Annotated in this window: 21 protein-coding genes; 9 read left to right on the top strand and 12 right to left on the bottom strand. The window is 41.5% G+C overall.

Going from position 1 to position 23,413, the window contains the following annotated elements:
• The first annotated feature begins 53 nt into the window (after positions 1-53).
• Positions 54-428, top strand: a complete 375-nt coding sequence (locus PSR9079_RS17490) for a gamma-butyrobetaine hydroxylase family protein (RefSeq protein WP_149982622.1) — start codon at positions 54-56, stop codon at positions 426-428.
• Between the two features lie 417 nt (positions 429-845).
• On the opposite strand, the gene PSR9079_RS17485 is transcribed toward PSR9079_RS17490, so the two are convergent.
• The 4 genes from PSR9079_RS17485 to PSR9079_RS17470 form a co-directional block, all read right to left on the bottom strand.
• Complete coding sequence (locus PSR9079_RS17485; RefSeq protein WP_149982621.1) at positions 846-1,106, bottom strand: hypothetical protein; 261 nt, start codon at positions 1,104-1,106, stop codon at positions 846-848.
• Positions 1,107-1,690: 584 nt separating this feature from the next.
• Entirely contained in the window at positions 1,691-3,571 is a 1,881-nt protein-coding gene (locus tag PSR9079_RS17480) for a methyl-accepting chemotaxis protein (RefSeq protein ID WP_149982620.1), read from the bottom strand.
• 115 nt (positions 3,572-3,686) lie between these two features.
• Positions 3,687-4,715 (bottom strand): MJ1255/VC2487 family glycosyltransferase, encoded by a 1,029-nt coding sequence (locus tag PSR9079_RS17475; RefSeq protein WP_149982619.1) that lies wholly within the window; start codon positions 4,713-4,715, stop codon positions 3,687-3,689.
• Complete coding sequence (locus PSR9079_RS17470; RefSeq protein ID WP_145238476.1) at positions 4,712-5,251, bottom strand: phosphatase PAP2 family protein; 540 nt, start codon at positions 5,249-5,251, stop codon at positions 4,712-4,714. Before PSR9079_RS17470 ends, PSR9079_RS17475 begins: the two co-directional genes overlap by 4 nt.
• Before the next feature lie 218 nt (positions 5,252-5,469).
• On the opposite strand from PSR9079_RS17470, the gene rraA reads away from it, so the two are divergent.
• Together rraA and PSR9079_RS17460 are read left to right on the top strand one after the other, a co-directional pair.
• Complete coding sequence (gene rraA / locus PSR9079_RS17465) at positions 5,470-5,967, top strand: ribonuclease E activity regulator RraA (protein ID WP_145238473.1); 498 nt, start codon at positions 5,470-5,472, stop codon at positions 5,965-5,967.
• A gap of 3 nt (positions 5,968-5,970) precedes the next feature.
• Positions 5,971-7,017 carry a formimidoylglutamase gene (locus PSR9079_RS17460; protein ID WP_149982618.1) on the top strand — a complete coding sequence of 349 codons (1,047 nt, stop codon included), beginning with the start codon at positions 5,971-5,973 and terminating at the stop codon, positions 7,015-7,017.
• A 7-nt stretch (positions 7,018-7,024) separates the two neighbouring features.
• On the opposite strand, the gene PSR9079_RS17455 is transcribed toward PSR9079_RS17460, so the two are convergent.
• Positions 7,025-8,680: a GGDEF domain-containing phosphodiesterase gene (locus tag PSR9079_RS17455; RefSeq protein ID WP_179959215.1), complete on the bottom strand. Its 1,656-nt coding sequence runs from the start codon at positions 8,678-8,680 to the stop codon at positions 7,025-7,027.
• 130 nt (positions 8,681-8,810) lie between these two features.
• The gene (gene hutI, locus PSR9079_RS17450) at positions 8,811-10,058 is read right to left on the bottom strand and encodes an imidazolonepropionase (protein WP_149982616.1); all 1,248 of its coding nucleotides are present in this window, start codon (positions 10,056-10,058) and stop codon (positions 8,811-8,813) included.
• A gap of 108 nt (positions 10,059-10,166) precedes the next feature.
• On the opposite strand from hutI, the gene hutC reads away from it, so the two are divergent.
• The 3 genes from hutC to hutH all read left to right on the top strand — a co-directional run bounded on the left by hutC (position 10,167) and on the right by hutH (position 14,185).
• Positions 10,167-10,874: a histidine utilization transcriptional repressor HutC gene (hutC, locus tag PSR9079_RS17445; RefSeq protein WP_149982615.1), complete on the top strand. Its 708-nt coding sequence runs from the start codon at positions 10,167-10,169 to the stop codon at positions 10,872-10,874.
• 102 nt (positions 10,875-10,976) lie between these two features.
• Positions 10,977-12,650 carry a urocanate hydratase gene (hutU, locus tag PSR9079_RS17440; RefSeq protein WP_145238458.1) on the top strand — a complete coding sequence of 558 codons (1,674 nt, stop codon included), beginning with the start codon at positions 10,977-10,979 and terminating at the stop codon, positions 12,648-12,650.
• Positions 12,651-12,652: 2 nt separating this feature from the next.
• The gene (gene hutH / locus PSR9079_RS17435; protein ID WP_145238455.1) at positions 12,653-14,185 is read left to right on the top strand and encodes a histidine ammonia-lyase; all 1,533 of its coding nucleotides are present in this window, start codon (positions 12,653-12,655) and stop codon (positions 14,183-14,185) included.
• On the opposite strand, the gene PSR9079_RS17430 is transcribed toward hutH, so the two are convergent.
• Positions 14,182-14,955: a Rossmann-fold NAD(P)-binding domain-containing protein gene (locus PSR9079_RS17430; protein ID WP_149982614.1), complete on the bottom strand. Its 774-nt coding sequence runs from the start codon at positions 14,953-14,955 to the stop codon at positions 14,182-14,184. The genes hutH and PSR9079_RS17430 overlap by 4 nt on opposite strands.
• A gap of 126 nt (positions 14,956-15,081) precedes the next feature.
• Here PSR9079_RS17430 and PSR9079_RS17425 point away from each other — a divergent pair, with 126 nt between their 5' ends.
• On the top strand, positions 15,082-17,112 hold the full coding sequence (locus tag PSR9079_RS17425; RefSeq protein ID WP_149982613.1) for a methyl-accepting chemotaxis protein: 2,031 nt from the start codon (positions 15,082-15,084) through the stop codon (positions 17,110-17,112).
• Between the two features lie 110 nt (positions 17,113-17,222).
• Positions 17,223-18,596 carry an oxygen-independent coproporphyrinogen III oxidase gene (hemN, locus tag PSR9079_RS17420; RefSeq protein WP_149982612.1) on the top strand — a complete coding sequence of 458 codons (1,374 nt, stop codon included), beginning with the start codon at positions 17,223-17,225 and terminating at the stop codon, positions 18,594-18,596.
• Positions 18,597-18,657: 61 nt separating this feature from the next.
• Here the strand turns inward: hemN and PSR9079_RS17415 are convergent, their stop codons facing one another.
• The 3 genes from PSR9079_RS17415 to PSR9079_RS17405 form a co-directional block, all read right to left on the bottom strand.
• Entirely contained in the window at positions 18,658-19,170 is a 513-nt protein-coding gene (locus tag PSR9079_RS17415; protein ID WP_404675752.1) for a DUF2489 domain-containing protein, read from the bottom strand.
• Positions 19,170-19,754 (bottom strand): Der GTPase-activating protein YihI, encoded by a 585-nt coding sequence (gene yihI, locus PSR9079_RS17410; RefSeq protein ID WP_145238440.1) that lies wholly within the window; start codon positions 19,752-19,754, stop codon positions 19,170-19,172. Before yihI ends, PSR9079_RS17415 begins: the two co-directional genes overlap by 1 nt.
• A gap of 755 nt (positions 19,755-20,509) precedes the next feature.
• Positions 20,510-21,142: a c-type cytochrome gene (locus tag PSR9079_RS17405; RefSeq protein ID WP_149982610.1), complete on the bottom strand. Its 633-nt coding sequence runs from the start codon at positions 21,140-21,142 to the stop codon at positions 20,510-20,512.
• Between the two features lie 295 nt (positions 21,143-21,437).
• On the opposite strand from PSR9079_RS17405, the gene yihA reads away from it, so the two are divergent.
• Positions 21,438-22,100: a ribosome biogenesis GTP-binding protein YihA/YsxC gene (yihA, locus tag PSR9079_RS17400; RefSeq protein ID WP_149982609.1), complete on the top strand. Its 663-nt coding sequence runs from the start codon at positions 21,438-21,440 to the stop codon at positions 22,098-22,100.
• Here the strand turns inward: yihA and PSR9079_RS17395 are convergent, their stop codons facing one another.
• The gene (locus PSR9079_RS17395) at positions 22,101-22,622 is read right to left on the bottom strand and encodes a DUF1285 domain-containing protein (RefSeq protein ID WP_149982608.1); all 522 of its coding nucleotides are present in this window, start codon (positions 22,620-22,622) and stop codon (positions 22,101-22,103) included. It lies immediately after the preceding gene.
• A complete protein-coding gene (locus tag PSR9079_RS17390; protein WP_149982607.1) occupies positions 22,622-23,209 on the bottom strand; it encodes a YceI family protein in 588 nt (195 codons plus the stop codon). Before PSR9079_RS17390 ends, PSR9079_RS17395 begins: the two co-directional genes overlap by 1 nt.
• Positions 23,210-23,413: the final 204 nt, after the last annotated feature.

Genomic DNA, 23,413 nt, shown 5'->3' with positions numbered 1-23,413 from the left:
CTAGGATCTAGGGCCTAGGTTCTAGGTTCTAGGTTAATCACAAAGGTATAACAATGAAGCAAGTGATCAAGGTACATCATCACACCGTTAGTAAAACCCTTGATGTTTATTTTGACGATAACAGCCATTGCACCTTTAGCTGTGAGTTTCTACGTGTTCACTCCCCCTCTGCCGAAGTACAAGGCCACGGCAACGAACCGATGAAACTCGTACTTAATAAGCAATCAGTGAATATTAAACAGATAGAACCCGTCGGCCACTACGCACTGCGTTTAGACTTTGATGATGGCCACAACAGCGGCTTATTCAGCTGGGCATACTTCACCCACCTACAAGCCCAACATGACGATTTATGGCAAACCTACCAACAACGCCTCGCAGAACATCAAGCCAATAAAGACAGCGTACCGATCAAGTTTGTACCTTAGCGAGTTTGCGAGTTTGCGAGTTTGCGAGTTTGCGAGTTTGCGAGTTTGCGAGTTTGCGAGTTTGCGAGTTTGCGAGTTTGCGAGTTTGCGAGTTTGCGAGTTTGCGAGTTTGCGAGTTTGCGAGAGTATAGTTAGCGAGTTAAAAGGTTCAAGGTGAAAGTTAGCGCAGCTCGGCGTTAAAGTTAACTATGTGGTTGTGGTTGTGGTTGAGTGTAGCGAAGCGTAACGAGAAGGTGCTAGGTAACTAGGTTTTAGGTTTTAATAAGCCCTAAATAGTCTGATTGCCGTAAGCTACTTACAGCTGCATCGACAGACGATGTAAACAAATTTGTTTATTGATTTTAAGTTGGCCGTTACCGAATTTAAACCGTTAAAGGTAATACTATTGCCTATTGACTGAGTTAAGACTCATATATGTTAGGGTTGCTTTCTGACTTTAAACTTATGATAAATAAAACCAATAACAAATGATATTACTAAGCATGCCGCAATTAGTTTTACACCTAACATTTCAAGAGGAGACTGACCTTTTGGAAAATAATCAAAATATGAAACACCACTGTTAAAGCATTCACCAAAATTTGGCTCAATAATATCAACAAAACCTGAACAAAATAATGCAGAACCACCATAAGATAATATAAATAATATCAGTAAAATCCAGCTTAAAAGTTTCATTGATACTCTCATAATCCTAACGAGCCTGTAGAATAACTCGTTTTTAATTTATTGTTATTGATGGTTTAACCATAGCGGAGTTGCTATTTTGATTCAATCGCTTAGTAATATTCATGTTAGATTATCAGTTATTTAAGCATGCCAATACTAAGCGCTAAGTTTCCTTCATTTACTGCTCATTCCCTTCTCTGTGTGCAAAAAAATTTAGTGAATTATTCACAAAGAGGTCAAGAGACGCTGCGTTTTAGAGGTAGGGCCTAAAGGCTGAGGTTGGCGTAGGTCGTGCTTTAGCAGTCAATTCCAATAGTTAATTGATTTTCGCCATAAATGACGACCTACAATGGAGCTAGGCGTATACCCGCAGCTCGTTGCTCAAAACCAGAAGCTTTTCACTCCCTTCTCTTTGTGCAAAAGATCTTTAATTGAAATATTTACAAAGAGGCTCAGAGGCGCGGCGCTTATTTAATTATCCAAACAAAAAAGCCATAACTTTCAAACAACTCAGGGCTGCTTAAAACTTATGGCTTAGCGCTTAAAGCTCAGCTAACTCCTAGCGCCTAAACCCTAGAACCTAGCTGCTGTTTTTAAACCTTAAACTTATCTATCGCGGCGTAAAGCACTCTTGCTTGCTCTGATACCTCTTCGCTAGTTTGTGCATTTTTTGATGAATGAGCTGAGGCATCTTCGGCGATATCACGAATACGCACGACGTTTTTATTCACCTCAGAAGCAACTTGGCTTTGCTCGTCAATTGCGGTGGCAATATGCGTGCTCATTTCCATAATAGTTTGCACATCTTCGGTAATAGAGTTCAGAAGTTCACCCGCTTTTGTTGCTTGTGCTGCGCTTTCGCCGCCTTGTGTTCGGCATCGTTGCATTATGCTTACGACTTCTTGAGTACGCCCTTGTAAAATCGAGATAATGCTCTCAATCTCTTTGGTTGACTCTTGAGTACGCTGTGCAAGTGAACGCACTTCATCAGCAACAACAGCAAAGCCACGGCCTTGCTCTCCGGCGCGCGCAGCTTCGATTGCGGCATTGAGTGCTAGTAAATTAGTTTGTTCAGCAATACCACGAATAACATCCAATACTGAGCCAATGGTTTCACCGTCTTTTTCAAGCTGTGATACTACGGTAGAGGCATTACCCAGTGAATCGGATAATTGATTGATCTGCTTAACCGTTGCTTCAACTTCTTTGCGCCCCTGTTGAGCACTTTGATTAGTTGATTCTGCTTTTTTGGCTGCGGCCTCGGTATTATGAGAAATGTCTTGAATGGTGGCTTGCATTTCCGTAGCGGCGGTTGCAACCATATCAGCTTCATGCAACTGCTCTTGCATACCCGAGCTCGTTGCTGCGGTGCTCTCCGATAAGTGATCGGTAGCTATATTTAAAGTTGTTAAAGCTGTATTCACTTCATAGATCAGTTCTTTAAAATCATTTATGAGACTATTAAAATCGATCGTCATGGTCGTGACTTCGTCTTTACCACTATGATCTATTGTAAGTCGTAAATCATTGTTGCGGCGAATTTCATTGATGGTGTGATATACCCGTTCTATTGGGACGATAATCGAGCGACTTGTAAAGTACACCAAAATCATCACTAGTAAGCTGGCAACAATAAAAATTGCGATAGCGATCATTTGCGCTTGTGCAGCAGTAGACTCAACTTGTTGTTTCGTTGCAGTCGTAATTAAAGTGACTAAATCATCACTTTGTTTAACGCTGTCTCTCATTTTACCAAGCGCACCTGAACCTAAATCCAGACCGAGTGCAACTTGCGCATCAACTAACGATTTAAACTTACTTTTATAAATTGCAAGTAAACGTAACAGCTCAGACTGGTCACTTGAAGCCAAGTTTTCGTTGCGAATTTGACGTTCTAGCTGCGATACACCATCTTCAAAACGAGTTAAATATTTTAGGTCAAAACGCAGCATAAAATCTTTTTCAGAGCGTCTAAGCTGTAACATCAAAGTGAGTAAATGATAGTTATCTTGCTTATTTAACAGCGTTTCCATTTGATGCACAGCATCTCGTAGTTCGCCATAAAGCGCATCTTTAGGGTGTAAACCAATTTTCTTTTGTAATTTTACAACTTTTTGAAAGTCGTCATTATAATGCTTAGCAAGTGCTACAAATTGCTCGACTTGCGCAGTGGCAATATCCAGCTCGGCTGATAACTGAGCTAACATTTTTATTTTAACCTGTAGCTGCTCATATTCTTGATCGAATAACTCTAAGCTGCTTTCTTGCTTATAAAACAAAAAGTCTTTTTCGTACTTACGCATTGACAGTTCGTGTATATCGAGCTCTTCAGCATACTGAATCGTTTCATTTAGTTTCAGCATAATGCGTGCCTCATAGATGATGACGCATAACATAACGACCATAGCGAGACCAACAACTAATGCATTGACTTGTAAACGACGTTTAATAGTCAAATTTTGGAGTAAACTCATTAACAACAGCCTATAAAATAAATCACAGTACGAAGTATAGTTAAATAACTAACAATTGGCTTACATTATTATTGTTTTTTACTACAGTGCTTTAAAAAATCCGTTGATTTTGAATTTAACCTACCGAAGCCCACAAATTTTGATGTAACTCCTGTGTGTTATGCCACTGTTTAGCTGCTAACCACTCAACTAATGGCTGTGGATCACTTGGAAAATTAATCTGTTTTTGTGATGTACTATTGAGCCAGTCATCCAACGCATTAGGGTTTAAGTAATTCATTACGTGCGCGGCTTTCATTGCTAATAATGTTTGTGCATTGGCGTCTTGTTCAAACTGCCCTGACAATGGTTTTAATAACAGTTTTTTACCTAATTTTAGTGCTTCGCTAGAGAGCTCAAAACCCGCATTTGCGATCACACCACTGGCATTGGCTAAATCATTTAAAAAGCCACCACGTGAAGGGGCTCGTAGATGAATATTAGCGGATGAACTATCCTGAGCTTGCGGGTGGTAACAATAAAATTCTTTTTCAGGAAAATCTTGTAAGTAATCAATCACACTTCGCAGTTCTTCAAAAGGTAAATATACCAATACTTTATTGTCAACATTGACCGGATTATCATGTCGATGATGAGCAATAAAAGGAGGGATGATATTTTGTGCGAATGGCTGCCAATGCACGCCTAAATAGGTATCAGCAGGAGCATAATATTTTATTAATGAGCGGCGCAGTAAACTATGGCCAAACATTGGTACTTTGGGTGATAAAAATGCAGCTTGATGACTCATGCCTATTACTGGCACTGCTTGACGTTTTGCTGCCCATGCAGTGATCGGTTCAAAGTCATTAAACACAAAATCATAACCCGATACATCTAACTGCTTTATGTCTTTTAGTAATCTACATATACGGCTATTTTTCACTGTTTGGTAACTATTGACTTGACCATTTTGAGTAGTAAAAGATAACCCCCGAAAACTGCGATAATTAGTAAACTCGTCCATATCAAAGTAATTCTGCTGGGCTCGCCCTGAAAACACATAATCTACAGCAATCCCCATTTGCTTAAACGCATTCGCCATCACCCGTGCTCGGGTTATATGACCATTACCAGTTCCTTGAATGCCATAAAGTATTTTCATAAGGTAGCCACTATCAAGATTGCCAATAAACCACAGCTTCCCCCCATCAATGCACCAAGCACTACATCAACAGGAAAATGTACCCCAAGTAACACCCGCGATGCTGCGACCCCCGTTGCCCACAAAAAACATAACTCTGCGAATTGCGGGAAATACTGCGCTAAGATAACAGCCACTAAAAATGCGCCAGCACTGTGACCTGACGGTAAACTAAATTTATCACTGGGCGTAATGTAAGCGCCTTTTACTAAACAATCACATGGCCGAATTCTGGCAAAACTATTTTTAGCCACGTAATAAATGGGTCGCTCAATTAAAAAGCCCAGCAATAGAGTCATCGCCATAAGCCGTAATTCAGCTTCACTGCTAAGCCAGCCAAAACCAACAGCGATTAATACATAAAGCCCTCCATTGCCTGTTTTTGAGAAACCTAAAGCTGAATTTTTTAACCATTTTGGGGCATTGCCATTAAATAGCATCAAAAACAAACTTTGGTCCAGTTGGACAACTTTTTTTAGCATGTTGTTCTCACTCATTACTTGATCCTTTAATTGTGCAAACTCTGTACACAATTTCAGCTTAGGCGGTGAAAATAACAATTGAGTGACGCTTTTAAGACACTAATATTGCTTTTCCTGTTTTAGCGCAATAATTGTTTAAAAAGAGCGCAATTTACTGTTATTAAGTCGTTGTTATTGCATTTAAGAAAGGTATACTGAACATCAGCTCACGTATCTTTAGAAAGGATAGAAAAATGGATTACAGCACTTCAGATTTATGCGATCACTTTGCCGATGTGGTCGATGTGCTCGAACCTATGTTTATTAACTTTGGTGGTCGTCACAATTTTAGTGGCCGTATTAAAACCGTCAAATGTTTTGAAAATAATGAACTGATCCGCGACATACTCTCTCAAGACGGCGAAGAATGTGTATTATTAATTGATGGGGGTGGTTCAACTCGTCGCGCATTAATCGATATCGAGCTTGCTGAACTAGCTGTAGAAAATAACTGGCAAGGCATTGTGGTATACGGTGCAGTACGTCATGTTGATGAACTTGAAGAGCTTGATTTAGGTATTCAAGCAATTGCTTCAATCCCTGTTGCAGCAGACAGCACCGGTGCTGGTGAAGACGGCATTGGCGTTAACTTCGCTGGTGTATCATTCTTTGATGACGACTTTATCTATGCAGATAGCACCGGTATTGTATTATCTGGTGAAGAACTTGAACTGGAAATCGTAGAAGAATAACGAGTGTCAAACCACCTACATATCTATGATGAAGCGACTGTAAAACCTTGGTGTAGCAGTCGCGCTAATGAAAGAAAAGCATGGCAGTCAATAGCCCTACTTGACACTGGTGTTGATCCTTTACAAGCCATGCGCGATGCCGCGCAATTTGGTATTAAGTATGTATTACTAGGTATTTGCGAAGATATCGGGCCACGCGCCAACTTAGGCAATGGTGGTGCCGAAGATGGCTGGCAAGCATTTCTTAAGCGCTTTTTAAATCAACCTGACAACCAATTCTTAGCGAACGAAAAAGTTTTGTTATTAGGCGAAGTCGCGATCAGCGATTTGACTCTTGCGGCGCGCGATTTATCAAACCAAAATCCTCAGCAACTAACACAATTACGCCAGTTATGCGCCCAGCTTGATCAACGTGTTGAGCAAGTGCTGAGCTTAATTTTTGCTGCGGGGTTAGAGCCAATCGTTATTGGCGGTGGCCATAATAACTGCCTTGGTATTATTCGCGCATTAAGCAAGCATAAACAGCGCCCAATAAACGCGATCAACTTTGACCCTCATGCCGATTTCCGTGACTGTGAAGGCCGCCATAGTGGTAATGGTTTTCGCTATGCATATAACGAGCAACACTTAAATAATTATCATGTTATTGGCATGCACGAGCTGAAAAACAATCAAGCAATTATTGATGCTTTAGCTGCTGCCCAATTTAGTTATGATAGCTACCAAGCGCTGCAAGTGAGGCGCGAAAAAACCTTAACTGAAGCATGCCAGCAGGCACTATATAATCTAATTGATGCACCACTTGGGGTTGAAGTGGATCTTGATAGCATTTCATTAATGCCCGTCAGTGCGTATACCAATTGTGGTTTTAGTGTTAGCGATGCCGAGCACTTTGTGCATTTAGCTGCCAGTCAAGTAAACAGCCAATACTTGCATTTATGTGAAGCAGCCCCCAACCAACATCCTAGTGGTATACAGGCCGGAATGAGCGATGCAGGGCAAATAATCACAGCTCTCGTGAATGCTTATTTACAAGCCAAAGCAAACTAAAAAACGATTACGGATGCTCTATTTGCCATTGTTTTAACCAAGAGATCATGCCAACACTGCTCAGTGGATGACTGTAGTAATAACCCTGCGCAGCATAGGCGTTTAAACTTTTTACAAAATTAAGCTGCTCCAGTGTTTCTACCCCTTCGCAAATTACCTTCGCATTTTGTTGGTTATGCATATCAACCATACCACTTATCAAACTACGAACATGGCTTTGATGACTGAAATCAGCTGTTAATGAAGGCGCTATTTTCACATATGCAACGGCTAAATTTGGTAACTTAGCAAGCCAAATAGGGCTATCACCAAGGCCATCCACACAGACTTTAATACCAATGCTATTGATGCGTGCGACCATTGCTTTACCTTGCTCATCTAAACTCATAAACAGATTAAGTGGACACTCGACAATTAAATCGCCTGTTTGTAGTTGATGTTCGATAAAAATGTGATCAAGGAATTCGATAAATTCTTCATTTAGCATTTCAGAGCCAAATAAATTTATACTCAAAGGCATCGTTATGCCTTCCATACGCAGTGCCATTGCAAGCTCTGCGGCGCGTTCAATAACAAATGTGGCTAATGGATAAGCAAGCCCTGCAACACGTATATCATCAATAAATCGATTAGCCGATAAAATCCCTTGTCTGGGATGTTGCCAACGCAGTAACAACTCTAAAAATTCAATTTTTTCATCGTGATTGCAAATGATGGGTTGGAAGTACAGTTCAAGTTCGCTAGAAAAATCGATATTTGCTAATTCTTGCAAACGCGCTTGCTGTTCTAGTTGCTCTATTCTCATTTGTTGATGGTACACCACCACTTGTTGTTTTGGGTGGCTATCTAAAGCGAGGTAAGCAAACGAAATTAAATTATCAAAGCTATTTTCTTGTTCATCGCAATCAACGAAACTGGCCCGTGCATTGACTTTAATAGTGCAATTAGCCACATTAAACGGCTTCAAGGTGGCCCCTAGTATTTGATTGATTAATTGCTCATGTAAATGTTTTTGCTGCGCTAAATTACATATAAATGCAAAATTAAGGCCACCAAGGTGAGCTAATTTTTGTTCCCCAGCTAAATTAATCACTTCTTCAATAAGCAGTAGTTGCTTAATACGGTTTGCAGACTGCGCTAATAGTAAATCCCCAAAGTCTCGGCCAATATGCTGATTAACCTGAGCAAACCCCTCCAACCGGATAACCACCAACGCAGCTCGTTGTTGATTGTTTTTACGCCAGTCGTAATAACCTTGTCGTAACTGCTTAATATCGGGAAGATTTAATAACGGCGCAGGCTCCATAAAGTGATTTATATGCGCTGCGTCATCAGCCTCAGCAACAAGCTCTTCATCATCAAAATAGCCAGACATAGCCAGTACAATGCTCGCCAGTACAATTAAATAAAGAGGTAACTCAAGTAGTAAATGAGCCGCTAAGCACACCGTAAATACAAGTGCTGAGCAACAGCTCAAAGTGAGCATAGTCCATTTATTTTGCGAAAATGCCAGCCATAAATGCAAACCAATACTCAGTGCAAATAGTAACTCCAAAAAGTTAAAGCCGCCGCTTAATACTGCCAACCCAAGTACCCCATTGCTGAGATAGCTAAAGCGCAGTAATGGCTTTTTAACCACGCACAAGGCACAGATCATCGCCATAAAAATAGCGCCGGCTAAAAAAGTAGGCGTCAATATATTGTTTAAAAAAGCGCTCCCTGCAGAATATTCAAGTCCCGTATTTGTTAATAGCGCAATTAAAATCATTTTTTGAGTACAACATTACAACAGACTAATTTAGTCTACCCAAAATCCACAGATTTAACAGTTTATTCACGCCAAATTGATAACTTAATTGTGCTGGGTGGGATATTTGCCAATGAGCTATATCGGCACGCATGCCGACTTTTAACACTCCGCGATCAGTTAAACCCAATGCTTTTGCGGCATTACGCGTAACTCCGGCGAGAGTTTCTTCAGGAGTTAAGCGAAATAAAGTACACCCCATATTCATCATTAATTGCAAAGAACACAAGGGTGATGTACCTGGATTAAAGTCTGTCGAAATCGCTATTGGTACTTGATACTGCTTTAATAGCTCAATTGGCGGCTGTTTGGTTTCGCGTAAAAAATAAAATGCCCCGGGTAATAATACCGCCACAGTGCCTGCTGCAGCCATGGCCTTTACTCCAGCTTCATCTAAATGTTCAATATGATCAGCAGATAACCCATTAAATTCAGCGACTAATTGTGCTCCTTGCTGATTTGAAAGCTGTTCAGCATGACATTTCACTGGCAAATTATGTTTTTTTGCGGCATTAAAAACTCGGCGAGTTTGCTCATTACTAAAACCAACATTTTCGCAAAACACATCGACAGCATCGGCTAAATTTGCAGTGACCACTTGCTCAAGCATCTCATTACAAACTAGATCGATATACTCATCACTGCGACCTTTAAATTCCAAAGGTAGGGCATGCGCTCCCAAGAATGTCGTTTTTACATCAATTGGGTGATTTTCACCTAACAAACGTGCCACTTCGAGGATTTTAACTTCATTTTCGCAATCAAGTCCGTAACCAGATTTGATCTCAACGGTACTCACGCCCTCAGCATAGAGGGCATTGAGACGATCCTTCGCGAGCACAAATAAAGCCTCATGATCCGCAGCTCGTGTTGCTGCTACCGTACTAGCGATCCCCCCACCTTGCGCCGCTATTTGCTCGTAACTAACACCTTGTAAACGCTGTTCAAACTCTTCAGCTCTTGAGCCGGCAAACACTAAGTGGGTATGACAATCAATTAAACCAGGTGTTAGCCACTGCCCTTTTGCTGAAAGCATCGGCGTTGCTAATACGTCGAATTTAGGTAAATCGGCCTGTTTACCCAACCACACAATGACACCTTTACGGATTGCCAGCGCTGCATTTTCGATGGCGCCATAAGGTGCTGCAATACTGCAATCCATAGTTGCGATATTGGCATCTGTGATCAATAAATCCCAGTCATTAGCCGGATCATTTGCAGTGATTGTTGTCATATTAACTCCGAAAATTATTTTTCCTCAGTCTAACAAGTCATCTTGTATATACAAGGTAAATATGCCATCTTATAGTTAATAGCAAATTTAAAAGACCATAATAATTTAATGACGACACCTAAGTTCGCACAAATAAAGCAATTTATTGTTGATAATATCCGCAGCGGCGCATGGCTTGAAAACCAACGTGTGGCTTCTGAAAATGAATTGGCCGAACAATTTAGTGTTAGTCGAATGACTGCGCGCCGAGCGTTAAGCGAATTAACCGAAGCAGGTATTCTTACTCGTAGCCAAGGTTTAGGCACGTTTGTTGCCAGTTTTAAATCACAATCATCATTGCTTGAAATTAAAAATATAGCAGATGAAGTCAAAGCCCGTAACGGCAATTACAGCTGTACAGTATTAGTGCTTGAATCTATCAGCGCCATTGCGCCAATTGCGATTGCACTGGGTGTTGAAGTAGATAGCGTGGTGTATCGCAGTGTATTAGTGCATAACGAAAACGAACAGCCACTGCAAGTTGAGGAGCGCTTTGTTAACCCGGCCCTAGCAACAAGCTACCTTCAACAAGATTTTACTGCGTTAACTCCGCACGAATATTTATCGAGCGTCGCACCATTAACTGAAGCGCGCCATACGGTAGAAGCAATAATGCCTAACAGCGAAATGTGCCAATGGCTTAATTTATACCATGAAGAGCCATGCTTACAGGTGATTAGGCGTACTTGGTCATCATCTGGGATTGTTAGTTTTGCCCGCTTAGTATCACCGGGTAGTAAGTATCGCTTAGGCGGACATTTAACTTTTAAAAAGTAATATGTAAAAAATAACATTAGAAAGAATATAAAAATCAAAATGATGCGCTTAACAGCGTATTTTTTGAAACCAATAAGCTTGTATATACAACAGGAGTAATCTATGAACAACAGACTTGATGAATCTCGCGTTATCCGCGCCCCACACGGCGATAAAATCAGCGCTAAGAGCTGGCTCACCGAAGCAGCTAAGCGCATGTTAATGAATAATTTAGATCCTGAAGTAGCCGAACATCCACATGCTTTAGTTGTGTACGGTGGGATTGGTCGTGCAGCGCGTGATTGGCCTTGCTTTGATAAAATCATCGAAACTCTCGACAGACTCGAAGACGACGAAACGCTACTCGTACAATCAGGCAAACCTGTTGGGGTATTTAAAACTCACAGTAATGCACCGCGAGTATTAATTGCCAACTCAAACTTAGTACCTCACTGGGCTAATTGGGAGCATTTTAACGAGCTCGATAAACTTGGTTTGATGATGTATGGGCAAATGACTGCGGGATCATGGATCTACATTGGATCACAAGGCATAGTACAAGGTACCTACGAAACCTTTGTAGCGATGGCAAAACAACATTTTAATGGTGACGCTGCTGGAAAGTGGGTGCTAACCGGTGGCTTAGGCGGTATGGGCGGCGCGCAGCCACTTGCGGCAACCATGGCGGGATTTAGCGCACTCGTAGTTGAATGCGATGAAACGCGTATCGATTTTCGGATCAAAACCCGCTATGTGGATGTTAAAGCAACCGATTTAGATCATGCACTGGAGCTTATCAACGAGGCGTGTGGCAAAGGCGAAGCGCTGTCAGTCGGCTTACTTGGTAATGCCGCTGATGTATTTAGTGAGCTTGTTAACCGAGCTATTACTCCCGATGTAGTGACCGATCAAACCTCTGCTCACGACCCGTTGAATGGCTATTTACCGCAAGGTTGGAGCATGCAACACGCGGCTAAAATGCGTGAACAAGATCCACAAGCGGTTGTCAAAGCAGCTAAGCAATCGATGGCTGTGCAAGTCAACGCAATGTTAGCACTACAACAAGCTGGTGCTGCAACAACTGACTACGGCAATAACATTCGTCAAATGGCATTTGACGAAGGCGTAACAAATGCCTTTGATTTCCCAGGTTTTGTGCCAGCTTATATTCGTCCATTATTTTGCGAAGGAATTGGTCCATTCCGTTGGGTGGCATTATCAGGCGATCCTGAAGATATTTATAAAACCGACGCAAAAGTGAAAGAGCTTATTCCTGACGACAAACACTTACATAACTGGCTTGATATGGCTCGTGAACGTATTCAATTCCAGGGCTTACCTGCTCGTATTTGCTGGGTTGGCTTAAAAGACCGCGCTCGTTTAGCGCTGGCGTTTAATGAGATGGTCAAAAATGGTGAGCTTAAAGCACCGATTGTGATCGGCCGTGACCATTTAGACTCAGGCTCAGTTGCGAGTCCAAACCGTGAAACCGAAGCAATGAAAGACGGCTCAGATGCAGTATCAGATTGGCCATTACTTAATGCATTACTGAATACCGCAGGAGGTGCAACATGGGTGTCACTTCATCATGGTGGTGGTGTAGGTATGGGCTTTAGCCAACATTCTGGCGTAGTCATTGTTGCTGATGGCACCGACGAAGCAGCTGCGCGGGTTGGCCGCGTATTATGGAATGATCCTGCAACGGGCGTTATGCGCCACGCGGATGCAGGTTACGATATTGCAATTAATTGTGCGACCGAGCAAGGCCTCGACCTGCCAATGTTAAATAAGGAATAATCATGTTTAAACTCACCCTAACACCTGGAAAGCTCGATTTAGCAACACTGCGTCAAATTAATTTATCACCAGTGACGTTAACGCTCGCCAAAGATAGCGAGATAAAAATAGCAGCCAGTGCACAAACCGTGCAAGACGTGATTGATCAACACAGAACGGTATATGGCATTAATACCGGTTTTGGCTTACTCGCCAATACTAAAATTGCTGAACATGAATTAGAGTTACTCCAGCGATCCATTGTACTTTCCCATGCTGCGGGCATCGGTGCTTATATGGATGACAGCACAGTACGATTGATGATGGTATTGAAAATTAATTCATTATCACGTGGCTTTTCTGGCATTCGCCTAAAAGTGATCGAATTCTTTATGCAGTTACTTGCTGCACAAGTCTATCCATGCGTGCCAAAAAAAGGCTCGGTAGGTGCATCTGGCGATTTAGCGCCACTTTCACATATGTGTTTACCACTGCTCGGCGAAGGCGAAATGCGCTATCAAGGTAAACTCATTAGCGCTGCTGACGGTCTTAAAATAGCCGGTCTTGAGCCATTAACACTGGCCGCTAAAGAAGGCTTGGCTTTGTTAAATGGCACTCAAGCCTCTACCGCATTTGCGCTTCAAGGGCTATTTCGGGCCGAGGATTTATATGCACAAAGCTGCGCGATTGGCTCAATTAGTATTGAAGCTGCAATGGGAAGTCGTTCGCCATTTGATGCACGTATTCATGAAATTCGTGGCCAACTTGGTCAAATCGATACCGCGGCAATGTTTCGCGATATGCTCGGTGAACATTCACAGATCAGCGAAGCTCATGTGGATTGTGAAAAAGTACAAGACCCGTATTGCCTACGCTGTCAGCCACAAGTACTTGGTGCATGCTTAACACAAATTCGCCAAGCCGCCGAAGTGTTGTTGTGTGAATCTAATGGTGTAACCGACAACCCATTAGTATTTGCTGATGTAGGCGATATTATTTCGGGAGGTAACTTCCACGCCGAGCCTGTGGCTATGGCAGCCGACAATTTAGCATTAGCGATTGCCGAAATTGGTGCACTAGCTGAGCGTCGTATTGCGTTACTGATTGATTCAAACTTATCAAAGTTGCCACCTTTCTTAGTTGAAAACGGCGGCGTTAATTCAGGCTTTATGATTGCACAAGTAACCGCAGCAGCATTAGCGTCTGAAAATAAATCATTGGCGCACCCTGCTTCTGTGGATAGCTTACCAACTTCAGCGAACCAAGAAGACCATGTTTCTATGGCAACTTTTGCAGCACGTCGTCTGCAAGAAATGGCTGATAACACGCAAGGCGTACTGGCAATTGAATGGTTGGCATCTGCGCAAGGGTTAGAATTTAGAAAGCCATTGCAGGCATCAGCCAAAGTTGAACAAGCTAAAGCAACACTGCGCACAAAAGTGAGCTACTACGATAAAGACCGTTATTTTGGCCCAGATATCGAAGCAGCTAATTTATTATTACAGCAAGGTGAGTTGTGTAATTTATTACCTAAAGGCGTATTACCGTCGTTTTAAATAGCAAACTGATAGTTAAAACCAAGTGACTCAATAGCCGAACCATCAATGATGCGTTCGGCGCTTTCGTCACTCGTAAATGTAGGAGGGGTTGTTCCGTATTGCTGGCATTTTTGCTGATAGTAATCTGCTTTGGTTGGATGAGCTGGATTGACTACATTGTAAATTGGCGCTGCAACTTGCCAATTCTCCAACACAGTAACAATCGCATTAATAACATCTTGTTGCTGCACCATATTAACGGTTTGGTTGCTCGAACTTTGTAGTTCTTTGCCTGCCACAAAACGCCCAGGCTCTCGCTCTGGCCCAATTAAACCACCGAGTCTAAGTACTTTTCCACCCGCATTTAATACCAGTTGCTCAGCATCAATTAATGGCTGTTGGCGTGCAGTGCTTACTTTAATCTCACTTTGCTCTGTATAGGTTAGATTATCTTGAGCATACACAGCCGTTGATGAACACAACAAAAAGCCTTTTGCATTCATGGTGCCTGCCAGTTCAATGGCTAATTTTAACGTGGCTAAATAATGGCTATCAGCGTGGCGACTACGTGGTGGTATAGCACACACCCACCACGCATTATGTAAATCTAGTTGATGAGCTAATTGCTGATCTGCAAATACTAACTGGCGCTGAAAAGCATGTTGATGCTCTGCGCTGCGATGGGTGCCTTGAACATCCCAACCTTTTGCGAGCTGTTGTAAGCACAATGGCTGACCCAACCAACCTGCGCCCAATACTATTAATTGGTCTTTATTTGTACCCGCCACGTAACATCACCCTTACAATTAAATAGAAATTTGTTCACTTCTCTCATCGCACACAATAGCGATTAAGATAAAGATATGATTAGATAAGAGTGCTTACTCTACTAAATAATAAGAATGTGTGCACTTATGTTACGAAATCTATCATTACGAAAAAAAATCCTGTTATTAATTGGTGGCACTATCAGTGTGCTGTTACTTATTGCCTCGGCTTACTTTGTGAACCATATCGCCGCCTTGTCTCGTCAAAGTATTGAACGTGAAGCATACAGCTACTTACAAAGCGAACAGCTGTCAATGCAGAGCTATTTTGCTCAATATGGCAAAGTTGTAGAGACTTTTGTGAATAATCCTCATCTCGTTAACTGGTTTGACGCATGGGATAAACGCGACCAAACACTCCAAGGCGCGCCAGGCTACGAAGAAGTAAATCAAGACTTTATACGCATTAGTGGCAATGATGAAAATATTCTCTCGGCATTTTTTGCCTCCGCCAAAACCGGTGAATATTTTAAAGAGCATGAACGTACTACCCACTATAATGGCCAGCCGTATTACGCTTATAAACGTGGTTGGTGGCAAGATGCATTAAAAATTAACCGTTTATATGTCGGGCCCATTTCAGTTGATTTAACCACAGGTAATGCCTCTGCGGTTGTGCAACAGCCTGTTTATAATAAGCAACGCGAACTAATTGGTTTTGGTGGCGTAGATTTACAACTGAATAAAATCAATAAAATGGTCGAAGATATTCGTTTTAACGGTCAAGGTTTTGGCTTTTTACTCGATGGCGACCAAAAAGTGGTGCATTTCTCAAAACGTACCAACCATAAACTTTCAATCACCGATGAAGGCCCTAACGGTAAAGAAGGCTTAGAAGTACTAGAAAAACAATTTAGCGACACGCAAGGCTTCAGTTCGCTCAACCAGCAAATGAAAAATAACGTCGCTGGTGATGCCAAGGTAACCTTACAAGGACAAGAGTACTTTGTGGTTTATAACCGCTTACAATTAGAGCATCCTTATCTAAACTGGTACGTGGGTATTTTAGTGCCACGCACTATGATTGATGAGCCAGTAAATGACGCGGTCATGACCACCACCAGCTCGGTCATTATTATTTTATTAATCATCATGGCAATGATTTTATGGGCTACAAAAATGATCTCACAGCCGATCATCACCTTGACCCATATCATGCGCGATATTGCTTCTGGGGATGGCGATTTAACCCAAAAAATTACTATTGATAGCAAAGATGAAGTTGGCCAGTTAGCTCATCATATGAATACCTTTATCGATAAATTACGCGTTATGATGCTTAATACCGCAGCACAGGCTGAACAACTTACCGATGCGGCGGCACAATTAAAATCGGTTTCGCAACAAACTAATGACGAAATTCAACAAGAAAAACAGCAGGTTGATAGTGTTAGCGCTGCAGTAACCGAAATGGCGACCACGGTTATGGAGATCTCGCGTAATGCACAACACACCAACAATGCAGCTGAGGAAGTCCAACAGATCACCGCAGATGGCGCCACTCGCTCGCAAAATGCACAAAGCGTGATGACCGCCTTAGCTGACCATATTGGCGAAGCTGCTAAAGTGGTCGCAGGCCTAGAGCAAGAAAGTGGTAACATCGGCGCCGTAGTTGATGTGATCAATTCCATTGCAGAGCAAACCAATTTGCTGGCGCTGAACGCTGCAATTGAAGCCGCCCGTGCTGGTGAGCAAGGCCGTGGCTTTGCGGTCGTAGCCGATGAAGTTCGCTCGTTGGCCAGTCGCACACAAGAGTCAACTGATGATATTCGCAACATGATCTCACGCTTACAGCAAATTGCACAGCAAGCTTCAACTATGATGCAACAAGGACAAGAGCGCGCGCAAAGCTCGGTTACGCAAACTCAAGAAGTACTAGATGCATTGCAAAACATTGCTGACTCAGTGACTAAAGTACAAGATCAAAGTCATCACATTGCCACCTCAACCGAGCAACAAACGGTGGTTGCCGAAGATATAAATAATAGTTTAGCGGCAATTAATCACTTAGTGAACAGCACTGCAGATCATGCCCTTGAGCTTGCTGATGAAGCCAGGGACCTTAACGAGCTTGCCAGCTTACTAAATAAAACCGTTAATCAGTTTAAGCTTAAGTAAGCCAATATTGATAAGCAAAAGAGTGCTCTGGCACTCTTTTTTGTTGTAGATCAATATTCCCTCGACGCATCCTTTTTATACTAACGAAAATGATATAAAAGGTGCGCGTGATGATTAATTTACCCAAATGGGATCAAAGCTTAATAAATAAGTACAATGTGTCTGGACCAAGATACACCTCCTACCCCACTGCATTGTCGTTTAATGATGGCTATCAACAACAAGACTTGATCAGTGCAATTAACTCATCAAACAGTCGCAGCTTATCTTTATATATCCACATTCCGTTTTGCAGTCAGCTTTGCTATTACTGTGGCTGTAATAAAGTAATAACCCGCCATCAATCAAAAGCTGACTTATACCTAGATTATCTTGAAAAAGAAATCATCGCTCAAGCGCTGCTATTTGATAGCTATCAAGTACAGCAACTGCATTTAGGAGGTGGCACGCCCAATTTTTTAACAACCAGCCAAATGAGCCGTTTAATCGCGCTACTTGAGCTGCACTTTAAGTTTGCTCCCGATGCGGAGCGTGGCATTGAAATAGACCCTCGCTCACTGGCAACTGACATGCTCAGCCACTTGTGTAGCCTTGGCTTTAACCGTGTATCATTTGGCATTCAAGACTTTAATGATGATGTACAGCTTGCCGTTAACCGTCCACAAAGTGCTGATGCAGTAAAAAGTTTGATTGGTGAAGCGCGTGAACTCGGCTTCAAATCAATTAATGCAGATATGATTTATGGCTTACCACTGCAAACCCCTGAGAGCTTTAAAGAGACTATTGAGCAATTAATTGCCCTTAGTCCTGATCGTGTTTCGGTATTTAATTACGCGCACTTACCGGATCGCTTTGCCGCTCAGCGAAAAATTAAGGATGCAGATTTACCTAGCGCTCACGATAAGCTCACCATGTTTAAGAATACCTTAGAACAAATGAGTAACGCAGGTTATCAGTTTATTGGTATGGATCACTTTGCAAAAACCAGTAATGAGTTAGCTATTGCACAAAATAGTCAGCAATTACATCGTAATTTTCAAGGCTACACCACTCATGGTGACTGTGATTTACTGGGTTTAGGGGTGTCATCAATTTCACAAATTGGCACTGCTATTTTGCAAAATCAAAAAGAGTTAAAGCATTACTATCACGCGATTGATAATCAGCTTGGCAGTGCAATCAGCAAAGGTATGAAACTTGATAATGATGACGTTATTCGCGCTGATGTGATCAAACAGCTTATTTGCCACTTTGAACTGAATATGCAAAGTATTGCTAATACCTATCAACTCGACTTTAAAGATTACTTTGCCAGCTCACTGCAAGCTCTTGAGCCGCTAATAGCAGATGGCATGGTGACTATCGATGCAGACTTAATAACCGTCACAGCACGCGGCAATTTGTTTATTCGTATCATTTGTATGTGTTTTGATGCTCATTTACAAAAACAGATTAACGCGACTCGGTTCTCTCGGGTAATTTAATCTGAGCGCACAAGCATAAAAAAAGCAGACCGAGGTCTGCTTTTTTATTGATACTGTAAAATTAGTTAAACACCACGTTTTCGCTACCAGGGGCTGCTTTAAACTCTTCAATGATTTTCTCACAGTCAGCTTTAATTTGCTCTGCATGAGTTTCTTCAGCACGCCAGCGAGCGCTGTCTTGTTTAAATATTTCTTTTTTCGAATATTTTTTACGAGCGTCATGAGTTGGCATTTCTTTTACCACTTCATACATCGCAAATATGCCTGGATAACGCCCAGGAAGGTCTTCGTCATCCTCAAAGCTGTATTGCGACATTAGCACCCAAATACGCAAACTCCCTTCTGAGAACTCACATTGCTCTTGGTGCATAGCACGGGCGATTAAATGAATGCTGTCTGCGAGCTTGGCATTACGCTCTAAGCGTGACTTAGCTAACTTAGCTTGCTGCTTTACCTGCTCTTTCGCGATCAGTTTTTTTTGCGCACTGAGTTTATACAGTAATTGGCCAGCATAAAATGCCAGCCCCGCAATGATCACAGCGCCAACACACAGAGCCAAGATCATTATGTTCATTATTTATCGTCCTCGTCATCTAACCATTCATTGGCTAAATCATTCGACAAGTAATGATCAAAGTCACTATTAGCTTCTTCGCTAAACTCTTCATCATCAAAATCGTCAGCTTCGTCTTCAATACCAAGCAATTCACATAACACTTGATGACGTGCAATACGGCTGTTGAAGTATTTAGCATCTTTACCTGTTAATAACTGGCCACTTTCATGTAACTCAACCAGCTTCAATAAGCGCTCGTCATTTTCTAGCGCTTCTAATTCTTGCTCTGGTGAAAGCTCAGGCTGAACTACTTTTTTCAGTTCAACTTGTGGCTTCAAGTTACGTTTAAGCTCAATAACTGGTTCAGCTGCAACGGCAATTAAAGGGATTGGTTTTTTACTACCAACACGTTTGTCTTTATGTTGCTGATTACTATTACTCTCAGGCTGTAAAGCGTCTATCGAATTACGTGAACCTGGCTTTGCACCTTTGGTCTTTTTAACGCGTTGTTCTTTCAATGCACGCATTTCTTTAAGCTTATCTTTGCTTAAACGAACAGGACCGTTAGACGGGATTTTACGTGACTTTTTAGTTCTACTCATATCTTGATCATCTCACTTAAGAGGTTTTGAGCAACGCGCATTTTGGCGTTGCGATGCTGGCCTTGCCAGAAGAATTCGGTTTGTGCGGATTGAGGTTGGGTAACTCGACTACTTGCGCACTTTCTATACATTTAAGTATAAACGATGGCTATTGTAACAGGACAAATAAAAAGGCGGTAGAGAAAACATCTCTACCGCCTGCTAATCTGAGCGCCATTTAACTGGACACTTCTCCCTTCGACTTTTTAGTCTTTATTATTGTTATTATTTTTGTTGTTCCATGTTGTTATTATTTTTACCTTCCGTGTAGCATTCCATTTTGTTTTTATTTTAAACTTCCGTGAGATTTTATTATTCTCGGTCTTCATTGACTCTTTTTTAATATTCCTTCGGTGACATCAACCGATGTCTTATCCCCGATAATCACGTCACACTACTTTCCGTGTAGTTTAGTCCATTTTGTTCTTATTGTTTCAGCGACAGGGGTTAATTTACGCATTAATAATTTTGTTACAACTAATTTATATAATTTTTCTTACGCAATACAAATTGCAACATAACCAAAACATTAAATTACAATAAGTTATGATAAAAACAAAAATAAAAATAGGATTTAGCTTACAGCAAGGTATGGTCAATGTCTTACAAGGAAAGAGGTAATATCGACAAAACACAAATACAAAAAAAGCAGCTTACGCTGCTTTTTGTAACCACTATAGATTTTAGGATTAATAATAAAACTAATCTATACTACTTTAGTGTAGTCCACCTAAGTACTTAGAAAGCACTTCGATATCTTTGTCTGTTAGCTTGGTGGCAATATCTTGCATCATGCCATTTAAATCATTATGACGCACACCATCACGGAATTTCTCAAGTTGTGACTTGATGTATTCTGGATGTTGAAAAGAAATTTTTGGAAACTTAGCTAATGATGAGCCATTACCACGTGGGCCATGACATGCTGCGCATGCTGGAATACCACGTTCTGCGTCACCTGCTTTATAAAGCATGGCGCCAACGTCAACGATATCTTTAGGTGTTGCACCTTCTGACATGTTAAGTGACGAAAAATAAGCAGCCAAATCTTTCATGTCTTGATCGTTCAATGGCATTGCCATCGCGCTCATGACTGGATCCATACGACCCTCTTTACCACCTGAAGTCATACCTAACTTCAATTCAGTAAGTTGCTTATAAATATAATCCGCGTGTTGGCCTGCAAGTTTTGGGTAGATATTAACCGGCGCGTTACCGTCTGGGCCGTGACAAGCCGCACACGTTGCTGATTTTTCTTTACCTGCGTTTACATCGCCATCAAATGCTGTTGCGTTGCTTGCTGACAACGCACCAAGCAATATAGTTAAAGATAGTGCTATTTTTTTCATGGTGAATTCTCTGTTTCCGACCCTGTATCATCTACAATATGGATGTTGTGATTTACATATTCTACACGATAATAAATTCTCTGGCACGTTTTCTACTCATATTAAACTTATAAATTATAGGGTTTTGACCTAGATTAAGCTTTAGCCGTATCATTTTTGTTGATTTTAGGCTGCTATCTTAGTCTAAATCCGCTTTTTAATAGTGTAGTAATAGTATAAAATGCGCCCCTTAAGTGAACTTTAATTAAGTAAAGTTTACTCGCTGTAATACTTAATTAAGTTTCTAGGAGAGCCTGTGCTCAAATCTCGTATCAAATATAACACTGCGTCGTTCGTTACCAGCGCTCCAGATATCACTAAATTGCCTGCTGATACGGGAATTGAAGTTGCCTTTGCTGGCCGCTCCAACGCCGGTAAGTCTAGTGCTCTTAATGCATTAACAGACCAAAAGCTGGCACGTACGAGTAAAACCCCTGGCCGTACGCAACTGATCAACACATTTGAATTAGCCGATGTTGATGATATGCGTCTAATCGATTTACCTGGCTATGGTTTTGCTAAGGTACCGATCGAAATGAAAAAGAAATGGCAAAAGTCATTAGGTGAATACCTGCAAAAACGTCAAAGTTTAAAAGGTATCGTGATCTTAATGGATATTCGTCATCCTCTTAAAGATTTAGACCGCGATTTAATTAATTGGGCAATTGGTAGTGAAATCCCAGTATTGGCACTGTTAACTAAAGCCGACAAACTAAAGCAAGGTGCACGTAAAGCACAGGTGCTGCAAGTTCGTCGTGAGTTAAGCAACTTAGAAGGTGATATTACCGTTCATGCGTTTTCATCTTTAAAAGGCACAGGATTACCTGAAGTCGCTAAGAAATTAGATGAATGGTTCCTAGGGCCAATTGTTGCAATACCACCTACTGATGTTGAACAAACGCCTGAATCAGATGCTTAATCACACGTTTAAGTAAAAACGCTGACCCGCAGATTGAATGAAATAGCCTTGCTTATCAGCTTGTGCTATTTCTGCCCACTGATAAAACACACTTCTTGATACCCGAGCACTACAGCCATACGGTAACTGTAAATACGGCACATCATTGCCCTGATAATTTTGTACCACTAAAGGTTGTTCGCAGGTTACTAGCCAAGTTCGCTGTAAATTATCCACACAACATAACACTTGCCCTTGCTCTGTCATTTCAAAGCGCCAATTAACGATTATAAAGGGAGCATCATGGACAGTAATAGCTATTTTTTCGATTGGTGTTTTTAAGTAAAAAGTATCCTGCTCTTTGCAAAGAACTGAGGCAAACAGCTTAACCATAGCGATACGAGTAATTTTACTGCCACCGTATAACCACTCACCTTGCTGATTGATGATAATTGGCAGCTCGCCACAATGCTGCGGCTGCCATTGAGAAAATGGCTTGCTTGGCTGCTCAAGTGCAGTGGCAAGCTCATTCAAAGAGTGCATTATTTAAGCTTGTTCATCGTTAATGAAAAACTAACCGGTACTGCCGTTGCTATCGATGGTAAACCTGCTAACTTTTGCAATTGCATAATGCCATCAATGACAGCAAAGTCTGCGCCATTAATGATAATTGGGCTCATTGATGAAACGCTGATATCCCCTTGCGATGACAAGTTGGCGATAACATCCACTGTAATCTCTTTCTTAGCACCATGAAAATCAAGTTCAGCACTAATACCTTTAAATACATGTTGGCCAGGCTTAAGCGCTTTTAATTGCTTGCTTAAATTAGCTGTTATGGTTGCGGTTGGAAACTTCGCTGTTTCAAATAACAACTTGGTCATGCGTTCATTACGAATAGGGATCATCGTTTCAACTGAGCTCAGATCAATATTGACTGATAAAGAGCCATTTTCAGCTAAACTACCTGACACATTTTTGAAGTGATGCACTTCAGCAATACTATTTGACTTAATAGACACAAAACTTACTTTGCTTTGATCATTGTTAACCTGCCAGTCAGCACAGGCAACACCAGAGACTAATAGGCTTGATAACGAAAGACCTAATATCGCAATTGATTTAACCATCACGCATTCCTTTCAAAATGAAAATGAGATTCAATGGTATCACTTGTTCTATGAAGTGCAATCAATAGCATAATAAATAACAGAGACAAAAAAACGACCCAACAAATTAATGCTGGGCCGGTATAGCAAACTGGGGAGAAGCTATCAATACGAGCACCCTTTCGAGTGCATCATCAACAGGATGTCCTACAGGATGAGGACGAC

Source organism: Pseudoalteromonas rhizosphaerae (assembly GCF_902498845.1).
In the GTDB taxonomy this organism is placed as follows: Bacteria; Pseudomonadota; Gammaproteobacteria; order Enterobacterales; family Alteromonadaceae; genus Pseudoalteromonas; species Pseudoalteromonas rhizosphaerae.
Note: the sequence above shows the minus strand (reverse complement) of the source record. Positions and strands in the feature narration are given on the sequence as shown.

Coding starts and splice junctions, on each gene's coding strand:
- PSR9079_RS17490 (WP_149982622.1), top strand. CDS start 54: ATGAAGCAAGTGATCAAGGTACATCATCACACCGTTAGTAAAACCCTT.
- PSR9079_RS17485 (WP_149982621.1), bottom strand. CDS start 1,106: ATGAAACTTTTAAGCTGGATTTTACTGATATTATTTATATTATCTTAT.
- PSR9079_RS17480 (WP_149982620.1), bottom strand. CDS start 3,571: ATGAGTTTACTCCAAAATTTGACTATTAAACGTCGTTTACAAGTCAAT.
- PSR9079_RS17475 (WP_149982619.1), bottom strand. CDS start 4,715: ATGAAAATACTTTATGGCATTCAAGGAACTGGTAATGGTCATATAACC.
- PSR9079_RS17470 (WP_145238476.1), bottom strand. CDS start 5,251: ATGAGTGAGAACAACATGCTAAAAAAAGTTGTCCAACTGGACCAAAGT.
- rraA (WP_145238473.1), top strand. CDS start 5,470: ATGGATTACAGCACTTCAGATTTATGCGATCACTTTGCCGATGTGGTC.
- PSR9079_RS17455 (WP_179959215.1), bottom strand. CDS start 8,680: ATGGCGATGATCTGTGCCTTGTGCGTGGTTAAAAAGCCATTACTGCGC.
- hutI (WP_149982616.1), bottom strand. CDS start 10,058: ATGACAACAATCACTGCAAATGATCCGGCTAATGACTGGGATTTATTG.
- hutC (WP_149982615.1), top strand. CDS start 10,167: ATGACGACACCTAAGTTCGCACAAATAAAGCAATTTATTGTTGATAAT.
- hutU (WP_145238458.1), top strand. CDS start 10,977: ATGAACAACAGACTTGATGAATCTCGCGTTATCCGCGCCCCACACGGC.
- hutH (WP_145238455.1), top strand. CDS start 12,653: ATGTTTAAACTCACCCTAACACCTGGAAAGCTCGATTTAGCAACACTG.
- PSR9079_RS17425 (WP_149982613.1), top strand. CDS start 15,082: ATGTTACGAAATCTATCATTACGAAAAAAAATCCTGTTATTAATTGGT.
- hemN (WP_149982612.1), top strand. CDS start 17,223: ATGATTAATTTACCCAAATGGGATCAAAGCTTAATAAATAAGTACAAT.
- PSR9079_RS17415 (WP_404675752.1), bottom strand. CDS start 19,170: ATGAACATAATGATCTTGGCTCTGTGTGTTGGCGCTGTGATCATTGCG.
- yihI (WP_145238440.1), bottom strand. CDS start 19,754: ATGAGTAGAACTAAAAAGTCACGTAAAATCCCGTCTAACGGTCCTGTT.
- PSR9079_RS17405 (WP_149982610.1), bottom strand. CDS start 21,142: ATGAAAAAAATAGCACTATCTTTAACTATATTGCTTGGTGCGTTGTCA.
- PSR9079_RS17395 (WP_149982608.1), bottom strand. CDS start 22,622: ATGCACTCTTTGAATGAGCTTGCCACTGCACTTGAGCAGCCAAGCAAG.
- PSR9079_RS17390 (WP_149982607.1), bottom strand. CDS start 23,209: ATGGTTAAATCAATTGCGATATTAGGTCTTTCGTTATCAAGCCTATTA.